The organism is Variovorax sp. 05T418 (genome assembly GCF_056396385.1).
The window spans coordinates 1-24,734 of the sequence record NZ_JBFTLJ010000006.1 but is presented as its reverse complement, the minus strand read 5'-3'; the positions used below and the strand labels follow the sequence as shown (position 1 = coordinate 24,734).

The 24,734-nt window shown below is 67.0% G+C and carries 18 protein-coding genes; 6 read left to right on the top strand and 12 right to left on the bottom strand.

The features are described from left to right. Nucleotides 1-9 precede the first annotated feature (9 nt). On the top strand, nucleotides 10-975 hold the full coding sequence (locus AC1DMS_RS13925; RefSeq protein ID WP_478181209.1) for an ABC transporter substrate-binding protein: 966 nt from the start codon (nucleotides 10-12) through the stop codon (nucleotides 973-975). A 68-nt stretch (nucleotides 976-1,043) separates the two neighbouring features. Here AC1DMS_RS13925 and AC1DMS_RS13920 read toward each other — a convergent pair whose 3' ends face one another. The 7 genes from AC1DMS_RS13920 to pdxR (AC1DMS_RS13890) all read right to left on the bottom strand — a co-directional run bounded on the left by AC1DMS_RS13920 (nucleotide 1,044) and on the right by pdxR (AC1DMS_RS13890) (nucleotide 12,793). Beyond that, nucleotides 1,044-2,168, bottom strand: coding sequence for a hypothetical protein (locus AC1DMS_RS13920; protein ID WP_478181208.1), 1,125 nt, complete (start codon nucleotides 2,166-2,168; stop codon nucleotides 1,044-1,046). Nucleotides 2,169-2,215: 47 nt separating this feature from the next. Continuing rightward, nucleotides 2,216-3,343 (bottom strand): MFS transporter, encoded by a 1,128-nt coding sequence (locus AC1DMS_RS13915; RefSeq protein WP_478181207.1) that lies wholly within the window; start codon nucleotides 3,341-3,343, stop codon nucleotides 2,216-2,218. Nucleotides 3,344-3,413: 70 nt separating this feature from the next. Then, the gene (locus AC1DMS_RS13910) at nucleotides 3,414-4,535 is read right to left on the bottom strand and encodes an MFS transporter (RefSeq protein ID WP_478181206.1); all 1,122 of its coding nucleotides are present in this window, start codon (nucleotides 4,533-4,535) and stop codon (nucleotides 3,414-3,416) included. Nucleotides 4,536-4,546: 11 nt separating this feature from the next. Continuing rightward, nucleotides 4,547-7,429, bottom strand: coding sequence for a T6SS effector BTH_I2691 family protein (locus AC1DMS_RS13905; protein WP_478181205.1), 2,883 nt, complete (start codon nucleotides 7,427-7,429; stop codon nucleotides 4,547-4,549). A 5-nt stretch (nucleotides 7,430-7,434) separates the two neighbouring features. Further along, complete coding sequence (locus AC1DMS_RS13900; protein WP_478181204.1) at nucleotides 7,435-8,601, bottom strand: DUF4123 domain-containing protein; 1,167 nt, start codon at nucleotides 8,599-8,601, stop codon at nucleotides 7,435-7,437. Continuing rightward, nucleotides 8,601-10,976, bottom strand: coding sequence for a type VI secretion system Vgr family protein (locus tag AC1DMS_RS13895; protein ID WP_478181203.1), 2,376 nt, complete (start codon nucleotides 10,974-10,976; stop codon nucleotides 8,601-8,603). The genes AC1DMS_RS13900 and AC1DMS_RS13895 overlap by 1 nt, the downstream gene beginning before the upstream one ends. Before the next feature lie 341 nt (nucleotides 10,977-11,317). Then, entirely contained in the window at nucleotides 11,318-12,793 is a 1,476-nt protein-coding gene (gene pdxR / locus AC1DMS_RS13890; protein ID WP_478181202.1) for a MocR-like pyridoxine biosynthesis transcription factor PdxR, read from the bottom strand. Nucleotides 12,794-12,924: 131 nt separating this feature from the next. On the opposite strand from pdxR (AC1DMS_RS13890), the gene AC1DMS_RS13885 reads away from it, so the two are divergent. Continuing rightward, on the top strand, nucleotides 12,925-13,641 hold the full coding sequence (locus AC1DMS_RS13885) for a GNAT family N-acetyltransferase (RefSeq protein WP_478181201.1): 717 nt from the start codon (nucleotides 12,925-12,927) through the stop codon (nucleotides 13,639-13,641). A 6-nt stretch (nucleotides 13,642-13,647) separates the two neighbouring features. Here AC1DMS_RS13885 and AC1DMS_RS13880 read toward each other — a convergent pair whose 3' ends face one another. Further along, nucleotides 13,648-14,499: a symmetrical bis(5'-nucleosyl)-tetraphosphatase gene (locus AC1DMS_RS13880; protein WP_278881053.1), complete on the bottom strand. Its 852-nt coding sequence runs from the start codon at nucleotides 14,497-14,499 to the stop codon at nucleotides 13,648-13,650. Between the two features lie 23 nt (nucleotides 14,500-14,522). Here AC1DMS_RS13880 and AC1DMS_RS13875 point away from each other — a divergent pair, with 23 nt between their 5' ends. Both AC1DMS_RS13875 and AC1DMS_RS13870 read left to right on the top strand, forming a co-directional pair. Continuing rightward, the gene (locus tag AC1DMS_RS13875) at nucleotides 14,523-15,836 is read left to right on the top strand and encodes a hemolysin family protein (RefSeq protein WP_478181200.1); all 1,314 of its coding nucleotides are present in this window, start codon (nucleotides 14,523-14,525) and stop codon (nucleotides 15,834-15,836) included. Nucleotides 15,837-15,884: 48 nt separating this feature from the next. After that, nucleotides 15,885-16,544 (top strand): FABP family protein, encoded by a 660-nt coding sequence (locus AC1DMS_RS13870; protein WP_018907427.1) that lies wholly within the window; start codon nucleotides 15,885-15,887, stop codon nucleotides 16,542-16,544. Nucleotides 16,545-16,574: 30 nt separating this feature from the next. Here AC1DMS_RS13870 and AC1DMS_RS13865 read toward each other — a convergent pair whose 3' ends face one another. Beyond that, nucleotides 16,575-19,766 carry an autotransporter outer membrane beta-barrel domain-containing protein gene (locus AC1DMS_RS13865; RefSeq protein WP_478181199.1) on the bottom strand — a complete coding sequence of 1,064 codons (3,192 nt, stop codon included), beginning with the start codon at nucleotides 19,764-19,766 and terminating at the stop codon, nucleotides 16,575-16,577. Nucleotides 19,767-20,020: 254 nt separating this feature from the next. On the opposite strand from AC1DMS_RS13865, the gene AC1DMS_RS13860 reads away from it, so the two are divergent. Further along, nucleotides 20,021-20,371, top strand: coding sequence for a hypothetical protein (locus AC1DMS_RS13860; RefSeq protein ID WP_015866628.1), 351 nt, complete (start codon nucleotides 20,021-20,023; stop codon nucleotides 20,369-20,371). A gap of 17 nt (nucleotides 20,372-20,388) precedes the next feature. Here AC1DMS_RS13860 and AC1DMS_RS13855 read toward each other — a convergent pair whose 3' ends face one another. From AC1DMS_RS13855 to AC1DMS_RS13845, 3 genes are all read right to left on the bottom strand, one after another. Further along, nucleotides 20,389-20,853: an N-acetyltransferase family protein gene (locus AC1DMS_RS13855; RefSeq protein WP_478181198.1), complete on the bottom strand. Its 465-nt coding sequence runs from the start codon at nucleotides 20,851-20,853 to the stop codon at nucleotides 20,389-20,391. A 92-nt stretch (nucleotides 20,854-20,945) separates the two neighbouring features. Further along, complete coding sequence (locus AC1DMS_RS13850; protein WP_478181197.1) at nucleotides 20,946-22,394, bottom strand: NAD(P)/FAD-dependent oxidoreductase; 1,449 nt, start codon at nucleotides 22,392-22,394, stop codon at nucleotides 20,946-20,948. 26 nt (nucleotides 22,395-22,420) lie between these two features. Beyond that, the gene (locus AC1DMS_RS13845; protein ID WP_478181196.1) at nucleotides 22,421-22,843 is read right to left on the bottom strand and encodes a nuclear transport factor 2 family protein; all 423 of its coding nucleotides are present in this window, start codon (nucleotides 22,841-22,843) and stop codon (nucleotides 22,421-22,423) included. A 117-nt stretch (nucleotides 22,844-22,960) separates the two neighbouring features. Here AC1DMS_RS13845 and pdxR (AC1DMS_RS13840) point away from each other — a divergent pair, with 117 nt between their 5' ends. Continuing rightward, on the top strand, nucleotides 22,961-24,481 hold the full coding sequence (gene pdxR, locus AC1DMS_RS13840; protein WP_478181195.1) for a MocR-like pyridoxine biosynthesis transcription factor PdxR: 1,521 nt from the start codon (nucleotides 22,961-22,963) through the stop codon (nucleotides 24,479-24,481). Nucleotides 24,482-24,734: the final 253 nt, after the last annotated feature.

Here is a 24,734-nt window from a genome sequence, read left to right as displayed (position 1 = left end):
GGAGAACCCATGAACCCACATCTCAACCGATCGCGCCGACAGCTCCTCGCAAGCGGCCTTGCCGCTGCCGTGGCCTTGCCTGTTTTCTCATTGCAGGCCCGCGCACAGGGCCGCCCTGTTCTCAAGGCCGGCGATCAGAAGGGCGGGCTGCGCGCGCTGCTCGAAGCGGCCGGCGGGCTCGAAGGCCTTGGCTATGACATCCAGTGGTCGGAATTCCCCGCCGCTGCGCCGCTGGCCGAAGCGCTGAACGCCGCGGCGGTCGATTCCGGACCCATCGGCGATGCGCCGCTCATCTTTGCGCTTGCGGCCGGCACGCGCGTCAAGGCCATCGGCGCGAACCGTTCGGATTCGTACGGCACGGCTGTGCTGGTGCGGCCCGATTCGCCGCTCAAGACCGCGGCCGATCTCAAGGGCAAGAGCATCGCGACCAACCGCGGCTCCATCGGCCACTACGTGACGCTCAAGGCCATCACCGCGGCGGGACTCAAGCCCGAGGAGGTCAACATCCGCTTCCTTGCGCCGGCCGACGCCAAGCTCGCGCTCACGCAGGGCTCGGTCGATGCCTGGGCCACCTGGGAGCCCTACACCGCGCTGGCCGAGGTCAGCCGCCACGCGCGCGTGCTCGTGAGCGGACGCGGCCTGCTGCCCGGCCTAAGCTACCTCGCGGCCACCGACGCCGCCATTGCCGCCAAGCGGCCGGTGCTGCAGGACTTTCTGCAGCGCGTGGTGAAGGCCCAGCTCTGGTCGTACCGCAACGTCGATGCCTACTCGGCCGCACTGGCCCGCATCATCGGCATTCCCCCCGAAGCGGCCAAGCTGCAGTTCGAGCGCCGCCAGCAGAGGTGGATACCCATCGATGCGCAGGTCATCGCTGACCAACAGGGCACGGCGGATTTCTACCGGCAGGTGGGGCTCATCAGGCAGCCGCTGGATGTGAAGGGGACCTTCGACACGGGGTTTGGCGTGGCGGGTTGAGTGGGGGCGCGGCGCGGTTCAGCATTTCGCTTGGAGTGCAGTGCACACGCCGTAATGTGCAGGCGCATTCATTCCTTGCGCGGCATCGCTTCTTGCACCGCCTCGGCGGTTCCCCAGTGCTGCAGGAACTCGATGTCATCGGCCTTGCTCAGCTTGCCTTGTGCCCGGTAGACGAGCGCTGTCGTCACGGCGCCCGTCTGCACCGGCTTGTCTTCCGGTTCGCCCATGCCTGAATCGCTTTGCCATTCCTTCGGGAATGTCGGCCACGAGCAGGTGATCTGGCTGATCATGTGGAAGCTCGTCTCCATGAAGCCCGGCTTCTGCTCCAACTGGTACTGGCGTCGGCTCGGCTTGCCGCAATAGGTGGTGTAGTCCGGATGCAGATAGCGCGCGATGCCCTTGTAGGTGGAAGAAGCGTCGGCGGGCACGTGATCGACGGTGGGGCCGGCTTCCATGTACTGGCGGATGTACTCCCACAGAGACGCCGCCTCCTGCGGACCCGACAAGCCTGGGCCCCCGAAGATGCAGTCTTCACCCTTGGCACTCGGATCGGTCCGGTCGAACGGCGGGTGGTAAAGCGCGAGCGCCTTGATGGTCTGCTTGGCGCCCGCGCTGGTGCCTTCGGGCTCGAACAGTGCCACCAAGCGCTCCCAGTCCAGCACCACGTTGCCTCCGCAGTAGCCAGGACGCAGCACATACACCTTGCGCGTGAGCCGGTTGAAGCGGATGCGCCCCCGGGCAAAGGTGAAGAAGCAGGTGCGCATGCCCATGTAGTGGAACCACGCGAAGATCATGAAGGCGCTGGCTAACGCAAGGGGAAATAGCAGGAGCCAGCCAAAGGCGACATAGGGCCAGTCGTCCTGCCCATAGGGCATGGTCGGCCAGAAGAAGATGATCGTTTCGAAGAGAAGAGGATGGACCGCGAATCCGTACCACATCCATACCAGCACGAGAGCCGGCAGCACAACATAGAGATTCCCCATTCCGGCACGCCACTGCAAATCCCATCCTGGGTTGCACAGTTCCAAGTACGCATCGTTCTGGGCGTAGGCAGCCCGACTCGGAATCTCGACGCCGCGCGCACCGGAACGCTGGGTGGGCCAGTGTTTTTGCCCTTCCAAGTTGATGTGGACGCGGCCTTTTTCGGGGGAGCGGCGCCTGGCCAGCCGGTAACTGTTTTCTCGAACGAACATGAAAGGTCCTCAACCAGGCTGCAGTTCGTCCTGCACGCTATGCCGTGCTACCTCGACGCCCTGCACGGCCAGCGCAATGGCTCTTCGGGGCCGATGCCGCTCTCGCGACGCCTCTGGCCGCAGTCGCTGTTCCATTCTTCGGGGAATGTGGGCCAGTAGCACAACCGCTCGGCCAGGCTGTGCAGCGGCGCCCAGAGGAAATTCGCTGCGTAGTTCCCATAGGTTGCCCCCGAGGTTCCCTTGCCGACGATGTCGTCGCGCATGTGCGAGCCGTGCATGACGGTTTCCTCCAGGTGCTCGCTCGGTCCACTAAAGCCCTTGCGCAGCCACTCATGCTTCGAAGGAGGGGGCACGGCATGCATGCCGTCCTCCATGAAGGTGCGGATGTACTGCCACAGTGATTCACCGCTGCCGGTGGGCCCGACCCAGAGTACGTCTTCTCCTTTGCGCTCGGGATCGCTGGTATCCAGCGGGGGCCAGTACAAAAGCAGATTGCTGTCCAGGCCCGCCGAGCGCAGGCGCTCTTCGCGCGCGGTCTCGCTCGTTGCCAGCTGCTCGACCGTCCAGGATATTGGTGGCGCCCACCGGACATGCGCGTTCACACGGTCCCAGTCGAGCACCACATTGCCGCCGTAGTTATTCGGGCGCAGTGCGTAGACCTTGCGGGTTGTTCGGTTGAAGCGGTAGCGCGCACGCAAACTGGTGAGAAAAGTGGGCGCAAGCATGTAGGGCCACACCAGGAAATAGATCAACGCACAAGCAGCCAGCAGCATGCATCCGCCGATAGCGAAGTTGATGACCCAGTCGCGAGAGAGCATTGGGTCATCTGGGAGCGACAAGGCCAACCCAAATAGCGGTATGCAGCACATGAAACCAAAGAGAAGAAGCAGCATGAACCCAAGCGAACGCTTTTCCTCTTCCGCATTACTCAATTCAATGAAGTGCTCGTTGAAGTCGAACAACGTGCGCATTCCAGAGAGTTGAGGCTGTGCGAGTTTCTGCTGCTTGAGCTTTTCCTTTCTCGTAGGATTGGGCTCACCGTTTCGGCGAGGCGTCTCCCCTTCATGGATTCCGTACAACCGCGTGTGCTGGTTGACGTCCGCGTAGTACGCCAAAGCCTTTGCGGCGTCCAGGCTGCGACGCTCATTCTGATAACCATTCTCCGAGAGGAACACGATCAACTCACTTTGAGTTCGCCGTTGCATTCACCAAGCGACCCTCGGAGGATTGGCGTGCCTCTGGGCATCAAGGTTTGCAGGTCCATCGCATGGGCTCCTCGGGGCCGATGCCGCTCTCGCGACGCTTCTGCCCGCAGTCGCTGTTCCATTCTTCGGGGAACGTGGGCCAGTAGCACAGCCGCTCGGCCAGGCTGTGCAACGGCGCCCACAGGAAGTTCGTCGCGTAGTTGGTGAAGGTCGCACCCGATGTGCCTTTGCCGATGATGTCGTCACGCATGTGCGAGCCATGCATGACGGTTTCTTCCAAGTGCTCGCCAGGGCCGCTGAAGCCTTTGCGCAGCCACTCGTGCTCGGAGGGCCTCGGCACAGCGTCCATTCCATCTTCCATGAAGGTCCGGATGTACTGCCACAACGATTCGCCGCTGCCGGTGGGCCCGACCCAGAGTACATCTTCTCCCTTGCGCTCGGGATCGTTGGCATCCAGCGGTGGCCAGTACAACAGCAGGTTGCTGTCCAGGCCCGCCGAGCGCTGGCGCTCTTCGCGCGCGGCCTCGCTCGTTGCCAGTTGCTCAGCCGTCCACGCTTTGGGCGGCGCCCATCGAACATGCGCCTGAACGCGATCCCAGTCGAGCACCACATTGCCGCCGTACTTCTTTGGGCGCAGCGCGTAGACCTTTCGAGTGGTTCGATTGAAACGGTACCGCGCACGCAGGCTGGTGAAGAAGGCCGGAGCAAGTAGGTATGGCCACGCAAAGAAGTAGCAGAGAACAAGCACCGTAACGCACATGGCGCCACCTATTGCCAATGCGATGAACCACGATGTCGAGCGTGGTCCATGCCCCATCACCTGATCCAAGAAGGAATACAAAGGTAACGCAATAATTGAGAAACAGAGAATGAACAGCATTAAACCCAACGACCGTTTCTCCTCCCCCGCATTACTCAACTCAACGAAATGCTCGTTGAAGTCGAACAAGGTGCGCATGCCATAGAGCCGAGGATGTGCGAGTTTCTGCTGCTCAAGCTTTTCCTTTCTCTTGAGCTTGGGCTCGTTTTCCTGACGAGGTCGCACGCCTTCCTGGATCTCGTGCAGCCGCGTGTACGAATTGATGTCCGCGTAGTACGCCAGTGCTTTCTCTGTGCCGTCTCTGCGTTGCTCTTGCCTAAAGCTGTTCTCCGAAAAAAACATAGGTCTACTCGTCAGTCCATGTCTGCAATCGCATTGGCCAACTGACTGAGCATGAATTGCTCGCTGATTTGTGGGGTCTTCTTACTATCCATCTTCCGGAAAGGCTGAGCTTGAAGCCAGTCGATCCACTCCTTTGCCTTGATTTTTTCGATTGCATAGCTCGCTGCAAGAGTCATCACACCAGCAACGAGATTGACGCGAGTACACCAAAGTACAACGCGTACTTTGTCGAAATTGTAGGCACTCACCAGTGCAGAGGTGAGAGTTGCACCGCCCGAAATAGCTCTCCCGACGTATGCCCATCGCAGCAAGTCGTTCCCCTCCTTTGCTGCTGCTTTTGCGTCAATCGCATCCCAAACCACCCCCACCACCGCAGCAGACGCCACCCAATGCGCCGCGCCGATCTTCAGCATGCGCAGTTCATTGTCCAAGGCCGTCACCAGATTTGCCCGCGCGGCCAGCGGCGCTTCGGCCTTGATCGCCTCGTAGACGTTCTTTTCGTAGTAGTCGGATCGCCAGCTCTTCCAGGTTCCCATCGCGCCGGCCAGCGCTCCTGCGCTTTGGCTGCCGGCCCTCGGGTCATCGCTGCGCTCGCCCGCGCGACCGAAGGTCGGGATCAGGCTCATGATCTCCAGGCCACCGACCACCGACGGAATGCGCATGTTCTTCACTGCGTTGTCCGCGCCGAGCGCCAACGCCCGATCCACCCGGGCCTGCATCTTCTCGCCCTTGTGGTCGTAGTGCCGCTTCCACGCTCGTCCGCCCGGCCTGGGATTGTGCTTGTTGCTGTAGACCACCTGCCTTCCCTCGGCATGCAATTTCTCGTCCAGCAGGCGCTGCTCCGCTCGCACGAACTCAATCGCCTTGTCGCCCAGGCCGTGCGAGAGCAACACGATCTGCCCTTTGGCGAGATTCAGCTCCATCGCCGAAGCACCCAATTTCTGGGCCGCCCGCACTACAGCAATGCCCCACACCGAATGAACATTCTTCGCGGCCGTCTCGGCGATCTTCTGCAGCGACTGAATCTTCTGCATCGTGCCGGCTCCGGGGTCGACGAGCTTGGACGCTTCCTTGATCAGCGTCTGGCTACCCTTGAGCGTCTTCGGTATCTTCTCCAGCGCCACCGCCATTGCGGCCCAGGCGCGCTGCTGCCGCGCGCTTTCTTCGGCCGTTTCAGCATCCGTCACCTCAGTGGCCGGTGGCAGCGTGTCCTTCAGTGTGTCCAGCACGCGCAGCAACTCCTGCGAGATCGCCTCGTTGTTCAGGGTCGCCATGCGCCACACGAGGTTCTTCGGCTCGTCCTTGAACAACTGGAGATCGGCATACCACTTGCGCCCGCGCGGGCTGCTGTCCATGGTTTCCAGAATGGCGCACAACTGGCCCGCGCAGCGTGCACCATCGCGTGTTTCGATGCCGCTCGGCTTGCGGTCGTAGCGGCCCAATGTCTTGACGAGGAAGGTATCGCACTGGAGCCAGGCGATCAGGTCCTCGCTGATCTTGTCCATGCACTTGTCGCGCTTCTCGATCTGTGCCATGTGATTGGCGTCGAAGTCCTTGAGCCGGGTTTCATCGACATGCGCAAGCGTCGTCTCGAGGGCGGACTTGGATTCCGCATCGCTGATGAGCCGCCGGTCCGATTCACGCGCGGCAATTTCTCCCTCCAGCGCTTCCCGGCGCTGCGCCCGCATCGCCTCGACGGACATCTCGGCATAGGTTCCGTCCTTTTGCCGAACCATCGTCGTGCTCACGGGGTAGGCGCGCCGCTGGCCCAGGACGTCATGGACGCTCTTCAGGCGGTCCGTTTCGGCGTCGTACATGCCCATGGCCTTCTTGTAGAGGGCTCCGCGCACGGTCTTGATGCTCTCACTGGCGGCGTGCTTCCATGCATTCGTCACGGTCGCGTTGCCGGGGTCCGAGGCATCGACCTCCTTGAGCCACTGCACATACGGCATGGCCGCGGTGAGATGGTGCAGGCTGAGTTCCTGGGCAATGCCGATGGGGTCGTCGCATGCGACGACGGCGCCCTTGTGCTGCGTCAGGAACTCGGCCATCTTCCGCAGCCGGGGGCCATGCGCGTCCTTGTAGAGCGGGCCGGTGATGCGTGCGATGTAGGGCCCCACGGCCATGCCGGTGACGGGCCCCGTGTCGGTGACGGCCACGCTGCCGTCGGCGCGGCGCGTCTCGTTGCGCACCTTTTCGAAATGCCGGCCGGTGCGTGCCTCCTCATAGGTGCCCCACTCGCGCTCAGCGCCGTGTACGCCCATGAGGCCGTAGTGCTGTTCGCTGCCCACGGTCTGTACGGCGGTGTCCTTCAGTGCCGAGAATTCCATCACCTGGCTGTTGAGCTGTCCGGGTTGGCAGGTGTCTTTCTGGCTCGTGTTACCGCCCAGCCATCCTGCGACATCGAACTTCTGCATGTAGGTGTCGCGCTGGGGCTCGATGTGCTCGAACAGGTGCTTGGGCACGATCGGGTCCGGATGGAACATGTAGTGCAGTTCGGTGACGTTCTTGGCGTCCGCCACCCATACCATGGAGGCGTTGGCGCCGCGCACTTCCATTTCGCAGGCCGGATTCGACTTGGCGGCCTCCGGAAACCCGACGTCGAACTGCGCCAGGTAGCCATGGGGATGCACGATGTAGCCAAGCCACTCGGGGTGGGCCTTGCACACGTTCTGGATTCGCACGTACAGGTACCCTGGCCGCAGCATGCGCACGCCGTAGAGGGCCGTGCGCATGGCCACGCCGCCGGGCTGGGCCTGGAAATTTCCCGTGGGCTGCAACTGCTTGAGCGCAGCGAGCCCCTGCTCCTGCGCGCTGAAGGCGGCGGCATAGCGGGTGAACAGGATCGGCAGGCCCTTGCGATCGCAGTTTCGGCAGGGGGTGGCGCAAGGCATGGGCTTCAGTCTCTCCGCGGAGTGTTTGGTTTGGTCGAGATCGAGAGGGCTTGCTCGGCTTCATGCAGCGCGCTGGCAAAGCCAGGTGAAGCAACATGGCTGTTGGCAGGCTGGCTCGTACGATCGCGCGTCGGATGCATCACGGCGAGCGTCTGCCGCAACACGGCCGCGTCCCGGGGTGTCGACCAGTCGCGCACGATGAGTCGGTCATCGTAGTGATGCGCCCGCCATGACGCGTCCACGAATTCGGACAGATCCGATTCCTGGCTCAATCCCAATTCAACCCCTTGGCGAAGGAGCCGGGTCATCGTCTCTCCATCGGGTTGGCGTTGAACGGGGATTCGTCGCGAAGCCATGCTCAGCCACAGCCGTGTACCCGTGGTTGCGCCGTGTGCCGCATGCCATTGATCGAGGCGCAGAAGATGGCGCATGGTTTCGTGCCGTGGTTCTCGAGCCGCAGCCTGGGACAAGACCGGCCGGGTGGCAATGAACCATTCGGGTGCGTCTTCGCCACTGCCGGCAGGAACTTCTCCACCGGTGGCGAATGCTTCGGCGTATGGCCAAGGCTGCCAGGGTTGGCTCAACGCCCACCATTCCGTCACTGGCCCGAGCCACTGCAAGCGCTGCTTGTTGTCGAGCAGCGGCCACACACGCTGCATGACGCGTGCATCCTGATAGCGGAACAGCTTGTCTTTTCCGTCAGCGGGCGAGGTCTGAAAGCCGAGCCGGGCCCAGTGCATTGCAATGCTCGCAGGCGTTGCCGGACTGAAGACGATGGCGCACAACATCTGCTCTACAAGGCGGCGCTCGCTCTGCAGCCGTGCCGCGGCCAGCGCGAGCGCCATCGTGTGCAGGACAGCCTGGGTGCTGGCACCGGGCGCATCGACCGCCCAGTCTTCGGGCAGCGGCACGAGGGTGGGCGCGGCTTCGGGGCGTCCGCGGTAGATCTCGTCGGGCACGTCGACACGTTCGTCGGCCAACAGCGGATGGTGCTCCTGCAGGTGCTCGGCGAGCGGGTTGTCTCGCCAGCGTTCAAGCACCAGGAAAGCCGACAACGGTCGGGCGACGGAGGCATGGGCCAGTGGCGCCTGCGTCCGCGCGCTGGCAAAGCCCTTTTGCAGGCTGCGCAGCAGAAGCGAGGCATCCGGGCGCACGGGCAGCACGCTGTTCATTAACGGGAGGCCGACGCGCCGCCCGCGGCGCCGCTGTCCTGCAGGTCGCACTTGGCCTCGTAGCCCTTGGACGTCGGCAGGCTCTTCGGTCCCACCATCGAATGAGAAGCCGCATGCGCCCGCCACACCCCATTGGTGCCGCTCTCGATGCCATTCGCATTCCACCGGGTGTAGCTGGAGCCGCCGTTGATCAGCACCTCGTCCCTGGCCGTGATGGTGATCCGGTTGGCCTCCAGCTTGATGTTGAGCTTGGCCAGGGCGTTGATGCTGGCCTTCATGGCCGTGATGTCGATGTCGTCCTTCGCAGCGGTCACGCGGATGCCGGCCCTGGCCGCGGACAGGCGCACCGCCTCCTTGGCGCTCACCAGGAAGCTGTTGCCAGTGGCCACGCTGGTGTGCGCGCCGCTGGTGATGGCGGTGTGCTCGCCGCTCACGATGTGGGTCGAGCCCTGCGCGGTCGTCTGGATGCCCGCGGGACTGGCCAGCGTGAGGTGCGGCTCCTGGAATTCGGGGAAGAGGCCATGCGCCTTGTCTCCGCCGCTGCCCTTGATGGCGTCGTTCTGTGCCTTCAGCGCCTTGGCCACCTCGTCCTGGTCGCCGGGCTCATGGGCTTTGGCCGCTTGGGCGGCCTGGCTCAGGCTCTCGTGGAGGTCGCGTCCTTGCGTGAGGCGGGCGACGGTCTCGGGCATGTCGGTGATGTGGGCCTGGGCGTTGGGGCGCGCCTCGGTGCTCAGCAGCAGGCCCTGGCCGGCCCGCAGGGCGCCGTGGCCATCGGTGCGCAGTTCGGCGCCCTGGCCCCGGTCGTCCCGGCGGCCGGAGACATCGTCGATGCGTCCGACGTGGCCCAGGCTCAGGCTGGTGCTCTGGTGGTCGCTCTTGAGCTGGGCCTGCACCTTGCCGCTCGAATCATCGAGCGCCAGGTGGTTGGAGCGGCTGCCGCCGAGCTCGCGGCTGCGCAGGCCTGACAGGTGCTTCTGATGCGGCAGTTCCCATGCGGGCATCTCGTCGGCGTTGTGCACCCGGCCGGTGACGATCGGATGGTCCGGATCGCCGTTCAGGAAGTCGACGATCACCTCCTGTCCAATGCGCGGCAGCGCGGCCGCGCCGAAGGTGGCGCCGGCCCAGGCCGTGGACACGCGCACCCAGCAGCTCGAGTTCTCGTTGCGCTCGCCGATGCGGTCCCAGAAGAACTGCACCTTGACGCGGCCATATTGGTCAGTCCAGATCTCCTCGCCGGCCGGGCCGACCACCAACGCGGTCTGCGGACCCTCGGTCCACGGCTTGGGCGTGGTGCGCGGAGGACGCCACGCATAGCTGGTGGGCTGGGCCTCGAAGGCGAAGCGCTGCACCGAGCCTTCGGAGGCGTTCGCGCCTTCGCTGGCTTGGAGGTTCTCTTGAAGGTCGTAGTCGACGGCCAGCAGCAGATGCTCCCTGTTCTGATCTTGACGCGGATGGTGCGTGAGCGTGAAGTTGCAGCCCGGGGCCAGATCGCGCCGGTTGGCGCGGCCTGTGGCCCGGCTGCGTTCGCTCAACTGTTCTTCGGTGCGGACGCGCGCATAGCTTTCGCCATCGTCGTGCTGGGTGAAGCCGCCCGGCCATTCATAGCGTTCGAAGTCGTCGTGGTCGTGCCCGGGCGGCATTTGCCGCAGGTGCGACAACTCGGCCCTTGGTTTCTCGAAGTCGTAGTCGTTGTTGAAGTAGTGGCCCGGGCGCACTTCATCCGAGGACGCCCATTCGTAAATGCGTTCGCTGGCCTCCAGCCCACCGGTCATGCCGGCCTTCTCGTGCGGGTGGTAGCGAACCGTCTCTCCGCCGGGCAGCGGCGCGTGCGAGCTGGCGATGTCGTCCGCGAAGACCAATACGTGCTGCTCGGCTTCGTGGCGGAAGTGGTAGTAGATCCCTTCGTGCTCGCACAGGCGCGAGATGAAGTCGAAGTCGCTCTCGTGGTACTGCACGCAGTAGGTCCAGGAGCGGTAGCTGCGGCTGAGCTTCTGCTCGAGAGGATGGCCGTAGCGGCCCAGCACGGCCGCAACGATCTCGGGCACGGTCTGGTCCTGGAAGATGCGGAAGTCGCTTCGGCGCGTGGCCAGCCAAAGCCACGGGCGCAGCCGCATCCTGTAGAAGGCCTGGCGGTCGTCTTCGTGCGACAGGCCGAAGCGGGTGACGAGGCCGGCCAGATAGCGCGGGGCACCGCTCTCGGTCTCCATCACGACGGTGGCGGGCTTGCCCAGGATGGACTTGGGGTCCAGCGCATTGCTGCTGCCCAGCAGGTCCAGGTCGAAGGCATAGGCTTGGCTGAGCGCCTCGCGCCCCGCCAGCCGATGGAATTGCAGTGCCTCGCCCAGCGGCGTCTGGATGGTGACGCGGCGCTTCATGGATGGCGCCTCCACGCGATCGGCAAGATCGCCGGGGACGCGACGGATGATGTCGCAATGGCGTGTTTCACGCGGACTCCCTGCAGTCGCTTTTGTTGATTACTTTTTGCTTAAGAGAGCGACGTGGCCGCTCTGGATGCGTCGTTGTCGTGCGCTGCGACAAGACGTTTCAAGCGATCGCGATTATGCGATTTCAATGCGCGGCGAGGCGCAAGTTCTCTTTCGATTTGGGGGATTTTGTTGCAGTTGCAGCAGCGATTTGAATTGCCGGAAAAACGCACTCGTACGACGTATGTAGTCAATGGATTCGTGATCCAGTTTTTATTCAAACAAAAGAACTCTTAAGCACGTTCTGCCGCACGCGCCAGCTGCGACAGTCTTTTGACCAGCGGCTCGAAGAGCTCCGCCGATGTGTTGCCATAGCCCAGCACCAATCCGTTGTCCGAAGGCCGCGGCCGCATCGCAAAGCTCGACAGCGCGGTGGGCGCGAGCCGGTGGCGCAGCGCATCGGCGGCGATGCGCTGGTCGTCGAAGCGCGGCGGCAGCCGCACCGTGAGGTGCAGTCCGCAGTAGCCGCCGTCGATCTCGTGCGGCACCTTGAAGTGCCGTGCGAGCGCCGCCCGCAGCGCCTGTTGCCGCTCGCGGTAGAGGCGCCGCATGCGGCCCAGGTGCCGGCTGAACTGGCCGCTCTCGATGAAGTCGGCCATCGCGAGCTGCTCGTGGCGGTGCCCGCCGCGCAGCATTTCCTCGAGCGGCTTCTGCACCGTGGCCATGAGCGGCGCAGGCAGCACCACGAAGCCCAGGCGCAGCGATGGAAACATGGTCTTGCTGAAGGTGCCCACATAGAGCACAGGCGCATCGTCCACCAGGCCCTGCATCGCGCCGATGGGCTCGCCGGTGTGGCGGAACTCGCTGTCGTAGTCGTCCTCGATGATCCAGGCGCCGTGGCGGCGCGCCTGTGCGATCAGCGCCAGGCGGCGCGCGATGCTCAGCACCGCACCGGCCGGGTACTGGTGCGAAGGCGTGGTGTAGACCAGCCGGGGCGGGTGTTTGTGCCAGTCGCGTTCGCTCGTGCACAGGCCTTCGGCATCGACGCGCATCGGCACGATGCGCATGTCGCCGGCATGCATGGCCGCCTTCGCGCCGCGGTAGCCGGGGTCTTCGATCCAGCCGGTGTCGCCGGGGTTCGACAGCAGCCGCACGCACAGCGCAATGGCTTCCTGCGCGCCCTCGGCGATCACGACCTGGTGCGGCTCGCAGCGCACGCCGCGCGCAATGGCCAGGTGCCGCGCGATGGCTGCGCGCAGCGGCGGTTCGCCGAGCGGATCGCCATAGCCGAGCGTGGCGGGGCTGGCGCCGCGGATCGCGCGGTCGATGGCGCGCCGCCATGCGGCCGCGGGAAAGTGCGAGAGCGCGGGCATGCCGGGCCGCAGGGCGGCGTCCATCTCGGCGCGCGGCGCGCCGGGCTGGATGCGTGCGAGCCGCCGTGCCGTGGCCGGTGCGACACCGGTCTTGACGGCACGCATGACCTTTGCGGGCGCCAGCTCGGTCACGCGCGTGCCCTGCCGGTCGGGCTGCACATAGCCTTCGGCCGCCAGGTGCTCGTAGGCCGCGGTGACGGTGTTGCGGGAAATCGAGAGCGCCTCGGCCAGCGCGCGCGAACCGGGCAGCCGGCTGCCCGGCGCCAAGCCGCCATCGAGAATGGCGCGCTTCAGGCGCTCGTGCAGCTGGCGCTGCATCGGGCCGGCCTCGCGCTCCCTGGCGAGCGGGGATTCGAGCCATGCGGTGGCGGTGGCATTGCGGGGTGGCGGGCTCATGAGCGAAGAGGGCGCGTGGCACCATGAAATGAATGGATCGTGGCGCTTCCTGTGGCGCCACGCAAAAGGTACTTTAGCGGTTCCCTCGGCCGTGCCGCTTCATCCATCTCCTCCGCTGAAAGCTTTTCTCCATGCCAGATCGCCACAACGCATACGGTCAGCCGGTCGGCCCGCTGCTGCCCGGTTGGACCGCGCGCCCGCTGCCGCCGCGCCGCGCCATCGAAGGCCGGTACTGCGTGCTCGAACCGCTCGACGCCGCAAGGCATGCCGACGACCTCCATGCCGCCTACGCGCAGGCACCGGACGGCCGCGACTGGACCTACCTGGGCTTCGAACGGCCCGCGGATCTCGCGGGCACCCGTGCCCACATCGAGCGCGCCGCGCAAAGCACCGACCCGATGCACTTCGCGGTCGTCGAGCGGCAGAGCGGCCGCGCCATAGGTACGCTCGCGCTGATGCGCATCGACCCCGCGAACGGCGCGATCGAGGTCGGCAGCGTCAACTTCTCGCCGCTGCTCAAGCACACGCCGATGTCGACCGAAGCCCAGTACCTGCTGATGAAGCTCGCGTTCGAAGAACTCGGCTACCGGCGCTACGAATGGAAGTGCGACAACTTCAACGAACCGTCCAAGCGCGCAGCCATGCGCCTGGGGTTCCGATTCGAAGGTGTCTTCCGGCAGGCGGTGGTCTACAAGGGCCGCAGCCGCGACACCGCGTGGTTCTCGATCACCGATGGCGAGTGGCCGATGCTGCGCACGGCCTTGGAGCGCTGGCTCGCGCCCGCGAACTTCGATGCCGAGGGCCGGCAGCGCATGGCGCTCGACCGCTTCAGGCTGCCGCGCGGCTGAGGCCGCTCAGTCCGGCTTGCCGGGCTTTTGCGACTGCTCGCACTTCACCTGGATCAGCTCGCGCTGGTCCAAGGTGGCGCCGATGCGCACCGCGCTCAGGCACCCGCCCCAGACGCAGCCGGTGTCGGTGGAGAGCAGGTCGGGCCGCGAGAGCCAGCCCAGCGTGGACCAGTGGCCGAAGGCGATGGTGGCATTGGCGGTCTTGCGGCCGGGCACGTCGAACCAGGGCATGAAGCCCTCGGGGCCGGGCAGCATGCCGTCCTTGCTCTCGAATTCCATCACGCCCTCGGCGGTGCAAAAGCGCAGCCGCGTGAGCGCGTTCACGATGGTGCGCAGCCGCGCGCTGCCGCTGAGTGTGTCGCTCCACTGCGCGGGCTCGTTGCCGTACATGCCAAGCAGGAATTCGCCCAGCGCCGGGCCGCGCAGCACCGATTCGACCTCCGACGCCAGCGCGAGCGTGTCGCCGACCGTCCACTGCGGCAGCACGCCGGCATGCACCATGAGCAGGTCGCCGCCATCGATCTGCATGTGCAGCGCCATGTGCTGCTGGCGCACCCATTCGAGCATGGCTTCGCTGTCGGGCGCTTCGAGCAGGCCGGCCAGCGTGTCCTTGCGGCTGGACTTGCGCGCGCCGTGCGCCACGCCCAGCAGGTGCAGGTCGTGGTTGCCCAGCAGGCTCAGCGCCGAGGCGCCGTAGCCCTGCACGCGCCGCAGCACGGCGGCCGAATCGGGACCCCGGTTGACCAGGTCGCCCAGCAGCACGATGGTGTCGCGGCTGGGTGAAAAACCGATCTTGTCGAGCAGTTTCTGGAGGGCGGCGTCGCAGCCCTGGATATCGCCGATCAAGTAAAGTGCCATGTCCTCATTTTCACCCCCCGTTCATGGATGTTCTCCTGCTGGCCTTGCTGACCACGCTGAATGCGTTGTTTGCGATGTCCGAAATGGCCCTTTCAACCAGCCGGCGTGCGCGCCTGGCAGCACTGGCCGAGACGGGCGATACCGGGGCGGAGGCCGCGCTCCGGCTGATGGAGGAGCCGACCCACTTCCTGTCGACCGTGCAGATCGGCATCACCTCGATCGGCATGCTCAGCGGTATCGTGGGCGAGGCCGCCTTCGCGGCGCCGCTCGCGGTCTGGATGGAGAATCTGGGGATGGGCCGCGGCACGGCCAGCGTGGTGTCCACCGCGGTGGTGGTGACCGGCATCACCTTCTTCACCATCATCTTCGGCGAGCTGGTGCCCAAGCGGATCGGCCAGCTCTACCCGGAACCCGTGGCGCGCTGGGTGTCGCGCCCGATGCGCAGTCTTGCCAAGGGCGCCAAGCCGTTCGTCTGGCTGCTCGCGAGCGCCACGGCCGCCGTGCTGAAGCTGCTGCGCATCGACGCCAATGCCGCGCGCTCCATGACCGAGGAAGAAATCTCGGCCAGCCTGGAAGAGGGCGTGGACGCCGGCGTGATCGAGCAGCACGAGCACCAGATGGTGCGCAACGTGTTCCACCTGGACGACCGCCGGCTGTCGTCGCTGATGATCCCGCGCGCCGACATCGAATGGCTCGACGCCTCCGACACGGTGGCCGAGGCGCTGCAGAAGGTGGCCGACGCCGGCGCGCTCAACCTGGTGCATTCCTGGTACCCGGTGTGCCGCAATTCGCTCGACGACGTGGTCGGCGTGATCAGCGTGGCGCACCTGCTGCGCCTTGGCACCGGCCATGTCGGCGTGCTGGGCCAGGAAGCGGCGCCGGCCGTGTTCGTGCCCGAGACGCTCACCGGCATGGAGCTGCTCGAGCAATTCCGCGAACGCGGCGGCCGGCTGGTGTTCGTGGTCGACGAATACGGCGTGGTGCAGGGCCTCATGACGCCGCGCGACATGCTCGAGGCCATCACCGGCGAACTGCAGCCCGGCACGCTGACCGACGCCTGGGCGCGCGAGCGGCCCGACGGCGTGTGGGAGCTCGACGGGCTGATGCCGGTGTCGGAGCTGCGCGCGAGGCTCGGTATCCGCGAGCTGCCGGAAGAAGAGCGCGGGCGCTACAACACCGTGGCCGGCCTGCTGATGGCCGTCTCCGGCCACCTGCCCAAGACCGGCGAAGTCATCGACTGCGCGGGCTGGCATTTCGAGATTGCCGCGCTCGAGGGGCGCCGCATCGACCGGGTGCTGGCCACGGCCGACAAGTCGGCATCGTCGACGAACGACTAGGGCACCAGCCCGTTCACCCCACCAGAAATCAGAAGAAGTCCGCACACCATGAACCCCACCGAAGACATCTACACCGAGCCCAACGCCGACCCCGACACGCTCGCCAACCTCGGGCCGCTGCGCGCCATGGCCGGCATCTGGGAGGGCAGCCGCGGCGTGGACGTCAAGCCCAAGCGCGAGGGCCCCAAGACGCAGGTCTATGTCGAGCGCTACGAGCTGCAGCCGATCGATCCGCAGACCAACGGCCCCCAGCTGCTGTACGGCCTGCGCTACCACACCTACATCCACAAGCCCGGCCTCACCAAGATGTACCACGACCAGGTCGGCTACTGGCTCTGGGAGCCGGCCACCGGCACGGTGCTGCACACGCTGGCCATTCCGCGCGGGCAGGTGGCCATGGCCAGCGGCCATGCCAAGGCGGACGACACGCGCTTCACGCTCAGCGCCGAGCGCGGCAGCCTGGTGAACGGCATCGTGTCCAACCCCTTCATCGAGCACGCGTTCACCACGCTGGCATGGAACATCACGGTGACCATCAACGCCGACGGCACCTGGTCCTATGACCAGGACACGGTGATGCAGATCCAGGGCCAGGCCGAGCCCTTCCACCACACCGACCGCAACACGCTGACGCGCGTCGAGGGGCCGGGGCGCAATCCGCTCGCGATGCCCGACGCGCCGGCCGCCGTGGCGGTGCGGCCAAAGTAGCGGCGCAGGCGCCCGCCGGGCGCCTCGCATTCACCAGCGGATCTTCAGGCCCACGCTGGCATTCACGCCGCTCTTCATGCGCGCGTCGCCGCCCGAGGCCCAGAACTTGCCGACCTCGCCATACAGGCTCATGCTCTGCGTCAGCTGCAGCGTGGCGCCGGCCGCCAGTTCGGTGCTCCTGCCGCCGGTGCGGGTGGCAATGTCGGTATAGGCCGCGGGGCCGATGAAGCGCGTGACGTCCGTGCCGCTGCTGCTGCGGTAGAGGTTCAGCCGCGCATAGGGCTGCAGCGGGCCGGCGCTGGTGGTCATCTCGCCCTTGACCCGCACGCCGGCGCGCACCAGCCAGCCGCTGTGGCTGTGCTGCTGCACCACCGCGCCGATGATGCCGGCGTCGTCCAGGCTCACGTGCTGGTGCACCAGCTGCAATTGCGGCTCGACGATCCACTCCGGCGAGATGTGGAAGCCCTGGCCCACCTCGATGGAGGCCAGCAGGCTGTGGCCCTTGCCCGAGCCGGCCGAACCCAGCGTGGTGGCCGCGGTGTAGCGGTGGCGCCCGGCCTGCAGCACGCCGTCCACGTACAGGCCGCTGTCGTTCTTCCAGGTGGCATAGGCGCCCAGGTACTGGCTGCGCAGGTCGCTGGAGCCGACCCCATAGCCCTGCACGCCGCGGGCAAAGCCGTTCACGCGCATGTCGCCCTCGAGCTGGCCGACATAGATGCCGACGCGCCAGTTGGGATCGGCCCACAGGTCGTTGCCGGCCTGGAAGCCTGTGAGGCGCCCCTTGCTGGTGGGGCTCACGGTGCCGGCCTGGCCGATGGTGCGGTCCATGCTGATGATGCGGGCCCAGCCCTGGCGGTAGCCCTGCTCGGGCGTGGCCGTGGCAAGGCCGGCCGTGCCGTCGTCGCCCACGCGCTGGTGGAGGTTGCCCACCATGGCCAGGTTGGACTGGCGGAACTGCTCGGGCAGCGCCGCATACAGCGGGACTTCGGCACGGTAGGTGGGCACCGTCACGCCCCCAGGCGGGAAGCCGCCGTCGCTGCTTCGCGGGGTGCCGCCGTCGCCCGGCGCAGGCGCAGGCGCAGGGGGTGCTGGTGGTGCCGGCGGTGCCGGCGGTGCAGGCGGTGCCGGTGGCGCGGGCGGCGCCGGTGGTGCAGGTGGCGGAGGCGGCGGAGGCGGCGGAGGCGGTGGGGGAGGAGGCGGCGGCACGACGATGACGCCGGAGCGCAGGTACCAGTTCTCGCCCGCGCCGGTCGCGTCGGCGGCGTGCAGCCGGTACTCGTAGGCGCCGGCGTCGACGTGGCCGCCTGCCAGGCGGAAGGCATCGCGGGTGGTCTGCGCCGTGGTGGTGGCGCCGTTCATCGCGGTCACCACTTCGATGCCGTTGCCGATGGTCAGCGCGCCCAGGCCGCCCAGGTTGGTGACCTGTATGTTGGTGGTGCCGCTGGCAATGGCGGTGGTGCCGCAGAGGATCAGCCGGTCGCTCAGGCTGGCGCTGTTGCCCAGCGCCGTGCCCAGGCGCAGCGTGCCGTCGTTGCCCACCCAGGGGCCGTGCACCGTGAGGGTGGCACCGGGCGTGCCGCTCAGCAGGGAGACGATGCCGCTGTTGGCCATCGATGCGATCGTCTGGCTATGGCCCGCCAGGTCGAGCGTGGCGCCCGCGTTGACGGTGAAGGCGCTCGCGCTGCTGAGCGTGTCGGCCGCACCGGCGCGCAGGGTGCCGGCCGCGACGTTGGTGGCGCCGGTGTTCGTGTTGGTGCCGCTCAGGGTCAGCGTGCCAGCGCCGACCTTCACCAGGTCGCCGGCGCCCGAGATCGGGCCCGACCAGCCCATGCCGTGGCCGTTGGTGTCGATGGTGCCCGTGCCGCCCAGCAGCAGTGCGTTGTCCAGGCTCAGGCCGTCGGCGCCGGCGATCACGCTGGCGCTGGCACCGCTTCCGATGGCAATGGCGCCCAGCATCGACGAGCCGGTGTTCACGGTCAGGCTGTTGCTGCCGCCGGTGAACGACACGGCCGGTGCGCGCGTGGCGCCGTCGCCGCCAAGGCCGCCTGAAATGCTGCCGCTGTTGCTGATGTTCAGGTTGGCGCCCGCGATGCCGGCGCCGCCGGCGCCGGGCGCGCCGCTTGCGCCGCCGTTGCTGTTGGCCCCGCCGATGCCGCCCGCGCCGCCGGCGATGGTGCCGCTGTTGGCAATCGCCGCGCCGCTGCCGGTGGAGAGAAGGCCCACGCCGCCGTCGCCGCCGCCGCCGGGCGCACCGGTGCCGCCCGCGCCGCCGCCGCCCGCACCGCCAGCGCCGCCGGCGCCGCCGGTGATCTGGCCGGTGTTGGTCACGTCGAGGGTGCTGCCGGCCAGCGTGGCACCGGCGCCGCCCGCGCCGCCGCCGCCGCCCGCGGCATTGCTTCGGGCCGGCAGAAGTTCGGACCCGCCCGCGCCGCCGGCACCGCCCGCGAGCGTGCCGCTGTTGCCGAAGCCGAGGCCCGGCGTTGCCGCGCTGATGAAGAATCCGCCGCCGCCACTGCCGCCGCCGCCGCCCTGCGAATAAGCATTGCCACCGTTGCCGCCGGTGCCGCCCACGGAAGAGCCGAAGGCGTCGTAGTTGCTGAGCGGGCCGATCAGCACGGAGCCGTAGCCGCCGGCGCCGCCGCCGCCGGCCGCCCAGTAGCCGTTGCCGCCCGCGCCTCCGCTGCCGCCGGTGTAGCTGCCGGACGACGCGAAGGTGCTGGAGCCCAGCAAAAGGCCGTAGTAGCCGCCGCCGCCCCCGCCGCCGTATCCATTGCCGTTGCTGAAATCGCCGGTCTGCGATTGGCCCGCGCCGCCGCTGGCTCCCTGCAGCACGCCGGGGGAGACGACGGTGCTGGAGCTGCCCGCCGCACCGCCCGCGCCCGCGGTGGCGCCGCTGAAACTCCCGACGTCGGCGGCGGAGCCCGCCGTGACCGCGGCGTCGGTCGACGATCCGCCGTCGCCGCCATGCGCTGCAACGGAGGTGTCATTGAGTCCGCCCGCGCCGCCGCTGCCGTTGCTGCCGCCGGTGCCGGCGTGCAGCGCGCTGTCCACCGGCTGGCCGCCTGCGCCGCCCTGGGCCAGGGTCGGGCCGGCACCCAGGCACAGCACCGCCATGGCAACGGCATGCAGGCCGGTCGTGCGCACATGGCCGCGTGCGATTTCCGGCGCGGCCACCCATGCGCCGAGCGCCGGATTCCAGAGGGTTCGGAAGGTCTTGTTCATGGATTTACCTTTTTCACGGCTTGTTTCCCCTAAGTGATCTGCCAACTGGCGACGCCTGCGGTCCATGGCGGACCCAGCGTTTTCCCGTGAAATCACTGTAGGAATTGCGGCGCCCGCGCACATGAGCGGTGCGTCCCTTCTGCGGGGAGACAAGCGTCCCGACCGTGCGCGCCCCAACCATGACAAAGCGCCTGCCGGCCGGGCTGCCTCTTGTCCTACAGGAAAGATGCGGCCCAGCCGCGAGGATCGAGGGCATGAGCAAATCGATCTTTGCGTGGGCGAGTGCGGCCGCGTGCTGCTGCGCCATCGCCACCGCCGCAATGGCGGAGCCGGTGAAACTGCCCCTGGACAGCGACGACAAGGGCACCGTCTACGTGGCGCCCAACATCAATTCCACCGAAACCTCGGCCTACACCAAGGGCGCGACCGTCGGCGTGCAGCGGCCCGACGGCAGCGGCAGCTACATCGGCACCGACACCTCCACGCCGCGGCCCACCTACTCGCTGGGCGCGAGCACGGGCGGCAATGTGTCGCTCACGGGCGGCGTGCTGACGGATGGCAAGGCCAACAACGGCGTGAAGGCCGGTGTGACCATCAAGTACTGAGCTTTACCGGGCGATGTTTAGACCATGGTGCCGTACACGATGAAGCCGTCGTGCGTGGCCACCTTGTCGTAGAGCGCGCGCCCGGCGACGTTGGTCGTGTGCGTCTGCCAGTAGACGCGGTGCGCGCCCACGCGCTTCACATGCGCGTACACGCCTTCGATCAGCTGCCGCCCCACGCCGCGGCCGCGCTCCGACGGCAGCGTGAACAGGTCCTGCAGGTAGCAGTTCGGCTCGATGCGCGTGGTGCTGCGGTGAAAGAGGTAGTGGGTGAGGCCCACCAGCTGGCCGTCGCGCTCGGCCACCAGCGCGTGCACCGGCTCGTAGGCATCGAAGAAGCGCTGCCACGTCACCTGCGTGATCTCGTCGGTCAGGGCCGTGGGGCCCTCGCGCTGGTAGAAGGCGTTGTAGCCGTCCCATAGCGGCTTCCATGCCGCGTAGTCGTCGGGCGCCGGAGGGCGGATCAGGAGCGAAGAGGTCGTCATGCGTCGGTGGCTTGCACGTTGAAAACATGCAATTGCAACACGGCCCGGCTTGGCGCGCGAAGAAAAGGCCCGAGGCCCTGCTCGCCGCACCGCTACTTCTCGTCGCGCAGCCAATACCACTTGTAGAGCATGCGCTGGCCGATGCGCCGGAACGGCGCGAAGGCGGGCGATTCCACCATCCCCAGCACATTGGGAAAGGGCAGCGCCGACTTGTAGATCGGAAGCTCGAACACGTCCTTGCCCGTGTCCTTGCCGGCCACGCGCTCGGCCAGCCGCTTGCCGGCCCAGGTCGAGAAGGACACGCCGTTGCCGCCGTAGCCCACCGCATACCAGATCTTCCGGTCCGCCTCGGGCTGCATGATGCGCGGCATCATGTCGTGGCTCATGTCGACCCAGCCCCACCACGAGTAGTCGATGCGGATGCCCGCGAGCGGCGGGAACTTGCGCGCGATGGCGTCGGTGAGCAGCTTCAGGTGCACCGGGTGCTCGGCGTCGGCGCCGCTCACCGAGCTGCGGCTGCCGATCTGCAGCCGGTTGCCCTTGAGCAGCCGGTAGTAGAAGCGCAGCGTGCGCGTGTCGGTCAGGAAGGTCTGCGACCTGAAGTTGGTGGCCTGCAGCTCGGCCTCGGTGAGCGGGCGCGTGACCACCGAGTTGGAGAGGATCGGCATGATGCGGTTCTTCAGGAGCGGGCTCAGCGCCTGCCCGGTGTAGCCGCCGGTGCACACCGCCACGCGGCGCGCGCGCACCACGCCGCCGGGCGTCTGCAGGTGGTGCACGCCGTCGATGGTCTGCCAGCCCTGCACGGGGCTCGAGGTGTGCACCTTCACGCCCAGCGCGCGGGCCTTGCGCATCAGGCCGAAGGTGAACTTCAGCGGGTGGATGCCCACGCCTTCGGGCTCGAACATGGCGCCGGCCGCCTCGCGCTCGTCGCAGTAGTCGCGCCGCACTTCTTCGGCCGTCAGCATGCGCGTGGCGTAGCCGAACTGCTCGCGCATCACGCGGGCCTCGGCGTCGAGCACCGCGAGCTTTTCGGGCCGGTGCGCCAGGTAGAGATGGCCGCCATCGAAGGCGTCGCAGTCGATCTGCGTGGTCAGGTGCTTGAAATTCTCGAAGCCGCCGCGGATCTCGGCGTCGAGCCGCCGGGCGGTGTCCAGGCCCCAGCGCTGGATCCACTGCGAGCGCTTGAGCCGGCCGCTGGCGTTCTGCCCCTGGCCGCCGCTGCGGCTGGAACAGCCCCACGACGCCTGGTTGGCCTCGAGCACCGTGGCCTGGATGCCGTGCTCCTGCGCCAGGTAGAGCGCGGTCGACATGCCGGTGGCGCCCGAGCCGATGATGGCCACGTCGACATCGATGTCGCGCACGAGCGGCCCGTCGTCCTCGGGCGGCGTGCCGGCGCTGGCCACCCACCAGGTGGGCGCATAGGCGCGGCCGGCGCCGGGATCGGGCGCGACCAGCGGGTCGTAGCGCGGGTCGTAGGGCCGGCTCGGGGGTTGCGGCTGCGGCTGCGGTGCGGAGAAGGAGGCAGTGCCGGACAGGGTCATGATGCGGAGGCTCCGGTACGCCAGGCCTAGCGGGCCGCCGGCAGGTTGGGGCGGGCCTTGCGGAACACGTTCTTCAGGTGGATCTTTCCGCCCCTGAAGGTGAAGACGTCGATGCCATCGGCCTCGATGCGGCCGCCGTCGGAAGCGGTCCCCGTGAAGGTCCACTGCGAGGTGCCGAAATCGCCGTGCACGAAATGCCGGCCGTTGATCCACTGCGCATCGGGCACCGCCTGCCATGCCGCCGCGAAGGCCTTTCGCACCGCCTCGGTGCCCACGTGGCGGGTGCCGCAGGCGTCGGGGCCGGCGGCGGTCTGGAAGATGCAGTCCTCGGTCATGAAGCCCATCAGCGCGTCGATGTCGTGGCGGTTCCATGCATCGCTGAACGCGGCCAGGGTTTCGGTGCTGACGGAAGAAGTAGAAGAAGAGGAAGAAGAAGGCTGTGCGGTCACGCGGGGCTCCGGGATTGAATGGCGCAAGCGTAGGCAGCCGGCCGCCCGCGCGATAGGGCCAGATGCGGGGATTCGACCGAGCCAGAACGCCGCGCTTGCCCTAAACTGCGGCGCACCATGGCCAACCCCAGAGCCACTCAATGGGCGCAGCTCTTCGCGCTGCCCGACCAGCCCGCCTTGCCGCTGCAGGCCCGTCTGCGCGCCGCCGTGGTGCAGGCCATCCTCGAGGACCACCTGAGCCCCGGTGCCTCGATGCCCTCGTCGCGCGAGCTTGCCGCTCTGCTCGGGCTGAGCCGCAACACCGTCACTTCGGCCTACCTGCAGTTGATCGACGAAGGCTTCCTGGAAGCGCGTCCGCGCAGCGGCGTGTTCGTGGCGCACAACGCGCGGCCGCTGTCCGCTGCGCATGCCGAGCCGCTGGTGGGCCGCAGCGGCCAGGCCAGCCAGCCGCCCGACTGGTCGGGGCGCGTGCTGCGCTCGCTGGAGGGCAAGCCCACGTTGTCGAAGCCCGACCGCTGGCGCGACTATCCGTTCCCGTTTGTCTACGGCAACTACGACCCGCAGCTTTTTCCGACCGAGGATTTTCGCGAGTGCTGCGCGCGCAGCCTGGCGCGCTCGCAGCTGCCGCACTGGACGCCCGACTTCGAGACCGACGACGTGCCCGACCTGATCGAGCAGATCCGCACGCGCTTGCTGCCCAAGCGCGGCGTGTTCGCGCTGAAGGAAGAAATCCTGGTGACGCTCGGCGCGCAGCATGCGTACTACCTCTTGGCCGATGCGCTGTTCGACGAGCACACCCGCGTCGGCCTGGAAGAGCCCGGCCATCCGCATGCGCGCAACAGCTTCTCGATGCGCAACCCCAAGTGGGTCGAGGTGGCGGTGGACGAGGAGGGCCTGGTGGTCGATGCGCTGCCCGCGGCCGACTATCTCTTCGTGACCCCTTCGCACCAGAGCCCGACCACCGCCACGCTGAGCCTGGAGCGCAGGCAGTGGCTGCTGCGCAAGGCCGAGCTGCAGGACTTCGTGATCATCGAGGACGACTACGAGGCCGAGAACCTGTACGAAGGCACGCCGATGCCGGCGCTCAAGAGCCTGGACAAGACCGGGCGCGTGATCTACGTGGGCTCGGTGTCCAAGAGCCTTTCGCCCGCGCTGCGGCTCGGCTTCATCGTGGCGCCGCGCGCGCTGATCAGGGAGCTGCGCGGCATACGGCATGCGATGGTCCGGCATCCGAGCGCCTTTTTGCAGCATGCATATGCGCTGTTTCTCTCGCTGGGGCACCACGAGTCGCATGCGCGGCGTGTGAACCATGCAATGCAGGAGCGGCTTGCGCTTGCGGCCAAGGCGCTGCGCGAGCACCTGCCCGAGTTCGAGTTCACGCTGCCGCAGGGCGGGGCGTCGATCTGGGTGCGGGCGCCGGCGTGGGTCGACGCGGGCGAGCTGTCGCTGATGGCGCGCAGCCATGGGGTGCTGATCGAGGCGGGGGATGTGTTCTTTGCGAAGCCGCCTTATCCGTGTCCGTTTTTTCGGTTGCGGTTGTCGTCTATTGCGGCTTCGCAAATTCCTTTGGGGATTCAGGCCTTGGGGATGGCTGTTGGGGAGTTGGCGTTGGCTCGGGGGGAGGTGAGGGCGCATTGAATTGTTTTGTGGTCGGGGGCCGGGTCTCGCCCCGGCGGGCGACCTACTTTTCTTTGCTTCGCTGTATGGACCGGGGACCTGGGTAACAGGTGTGCGGGGACATGGGAAACACTTTCGAGGTCGAGACGACCGAGGAAGCGGCCCATGCCCTGGCAACCGAGAGACCTGATGGACACCAAACGCGAATTCCTGGAACTGGCCTTGCAAGAAGGAGCCAACCGCCGCGAACTGTGCCGGCGCTTTGGCATCAGCC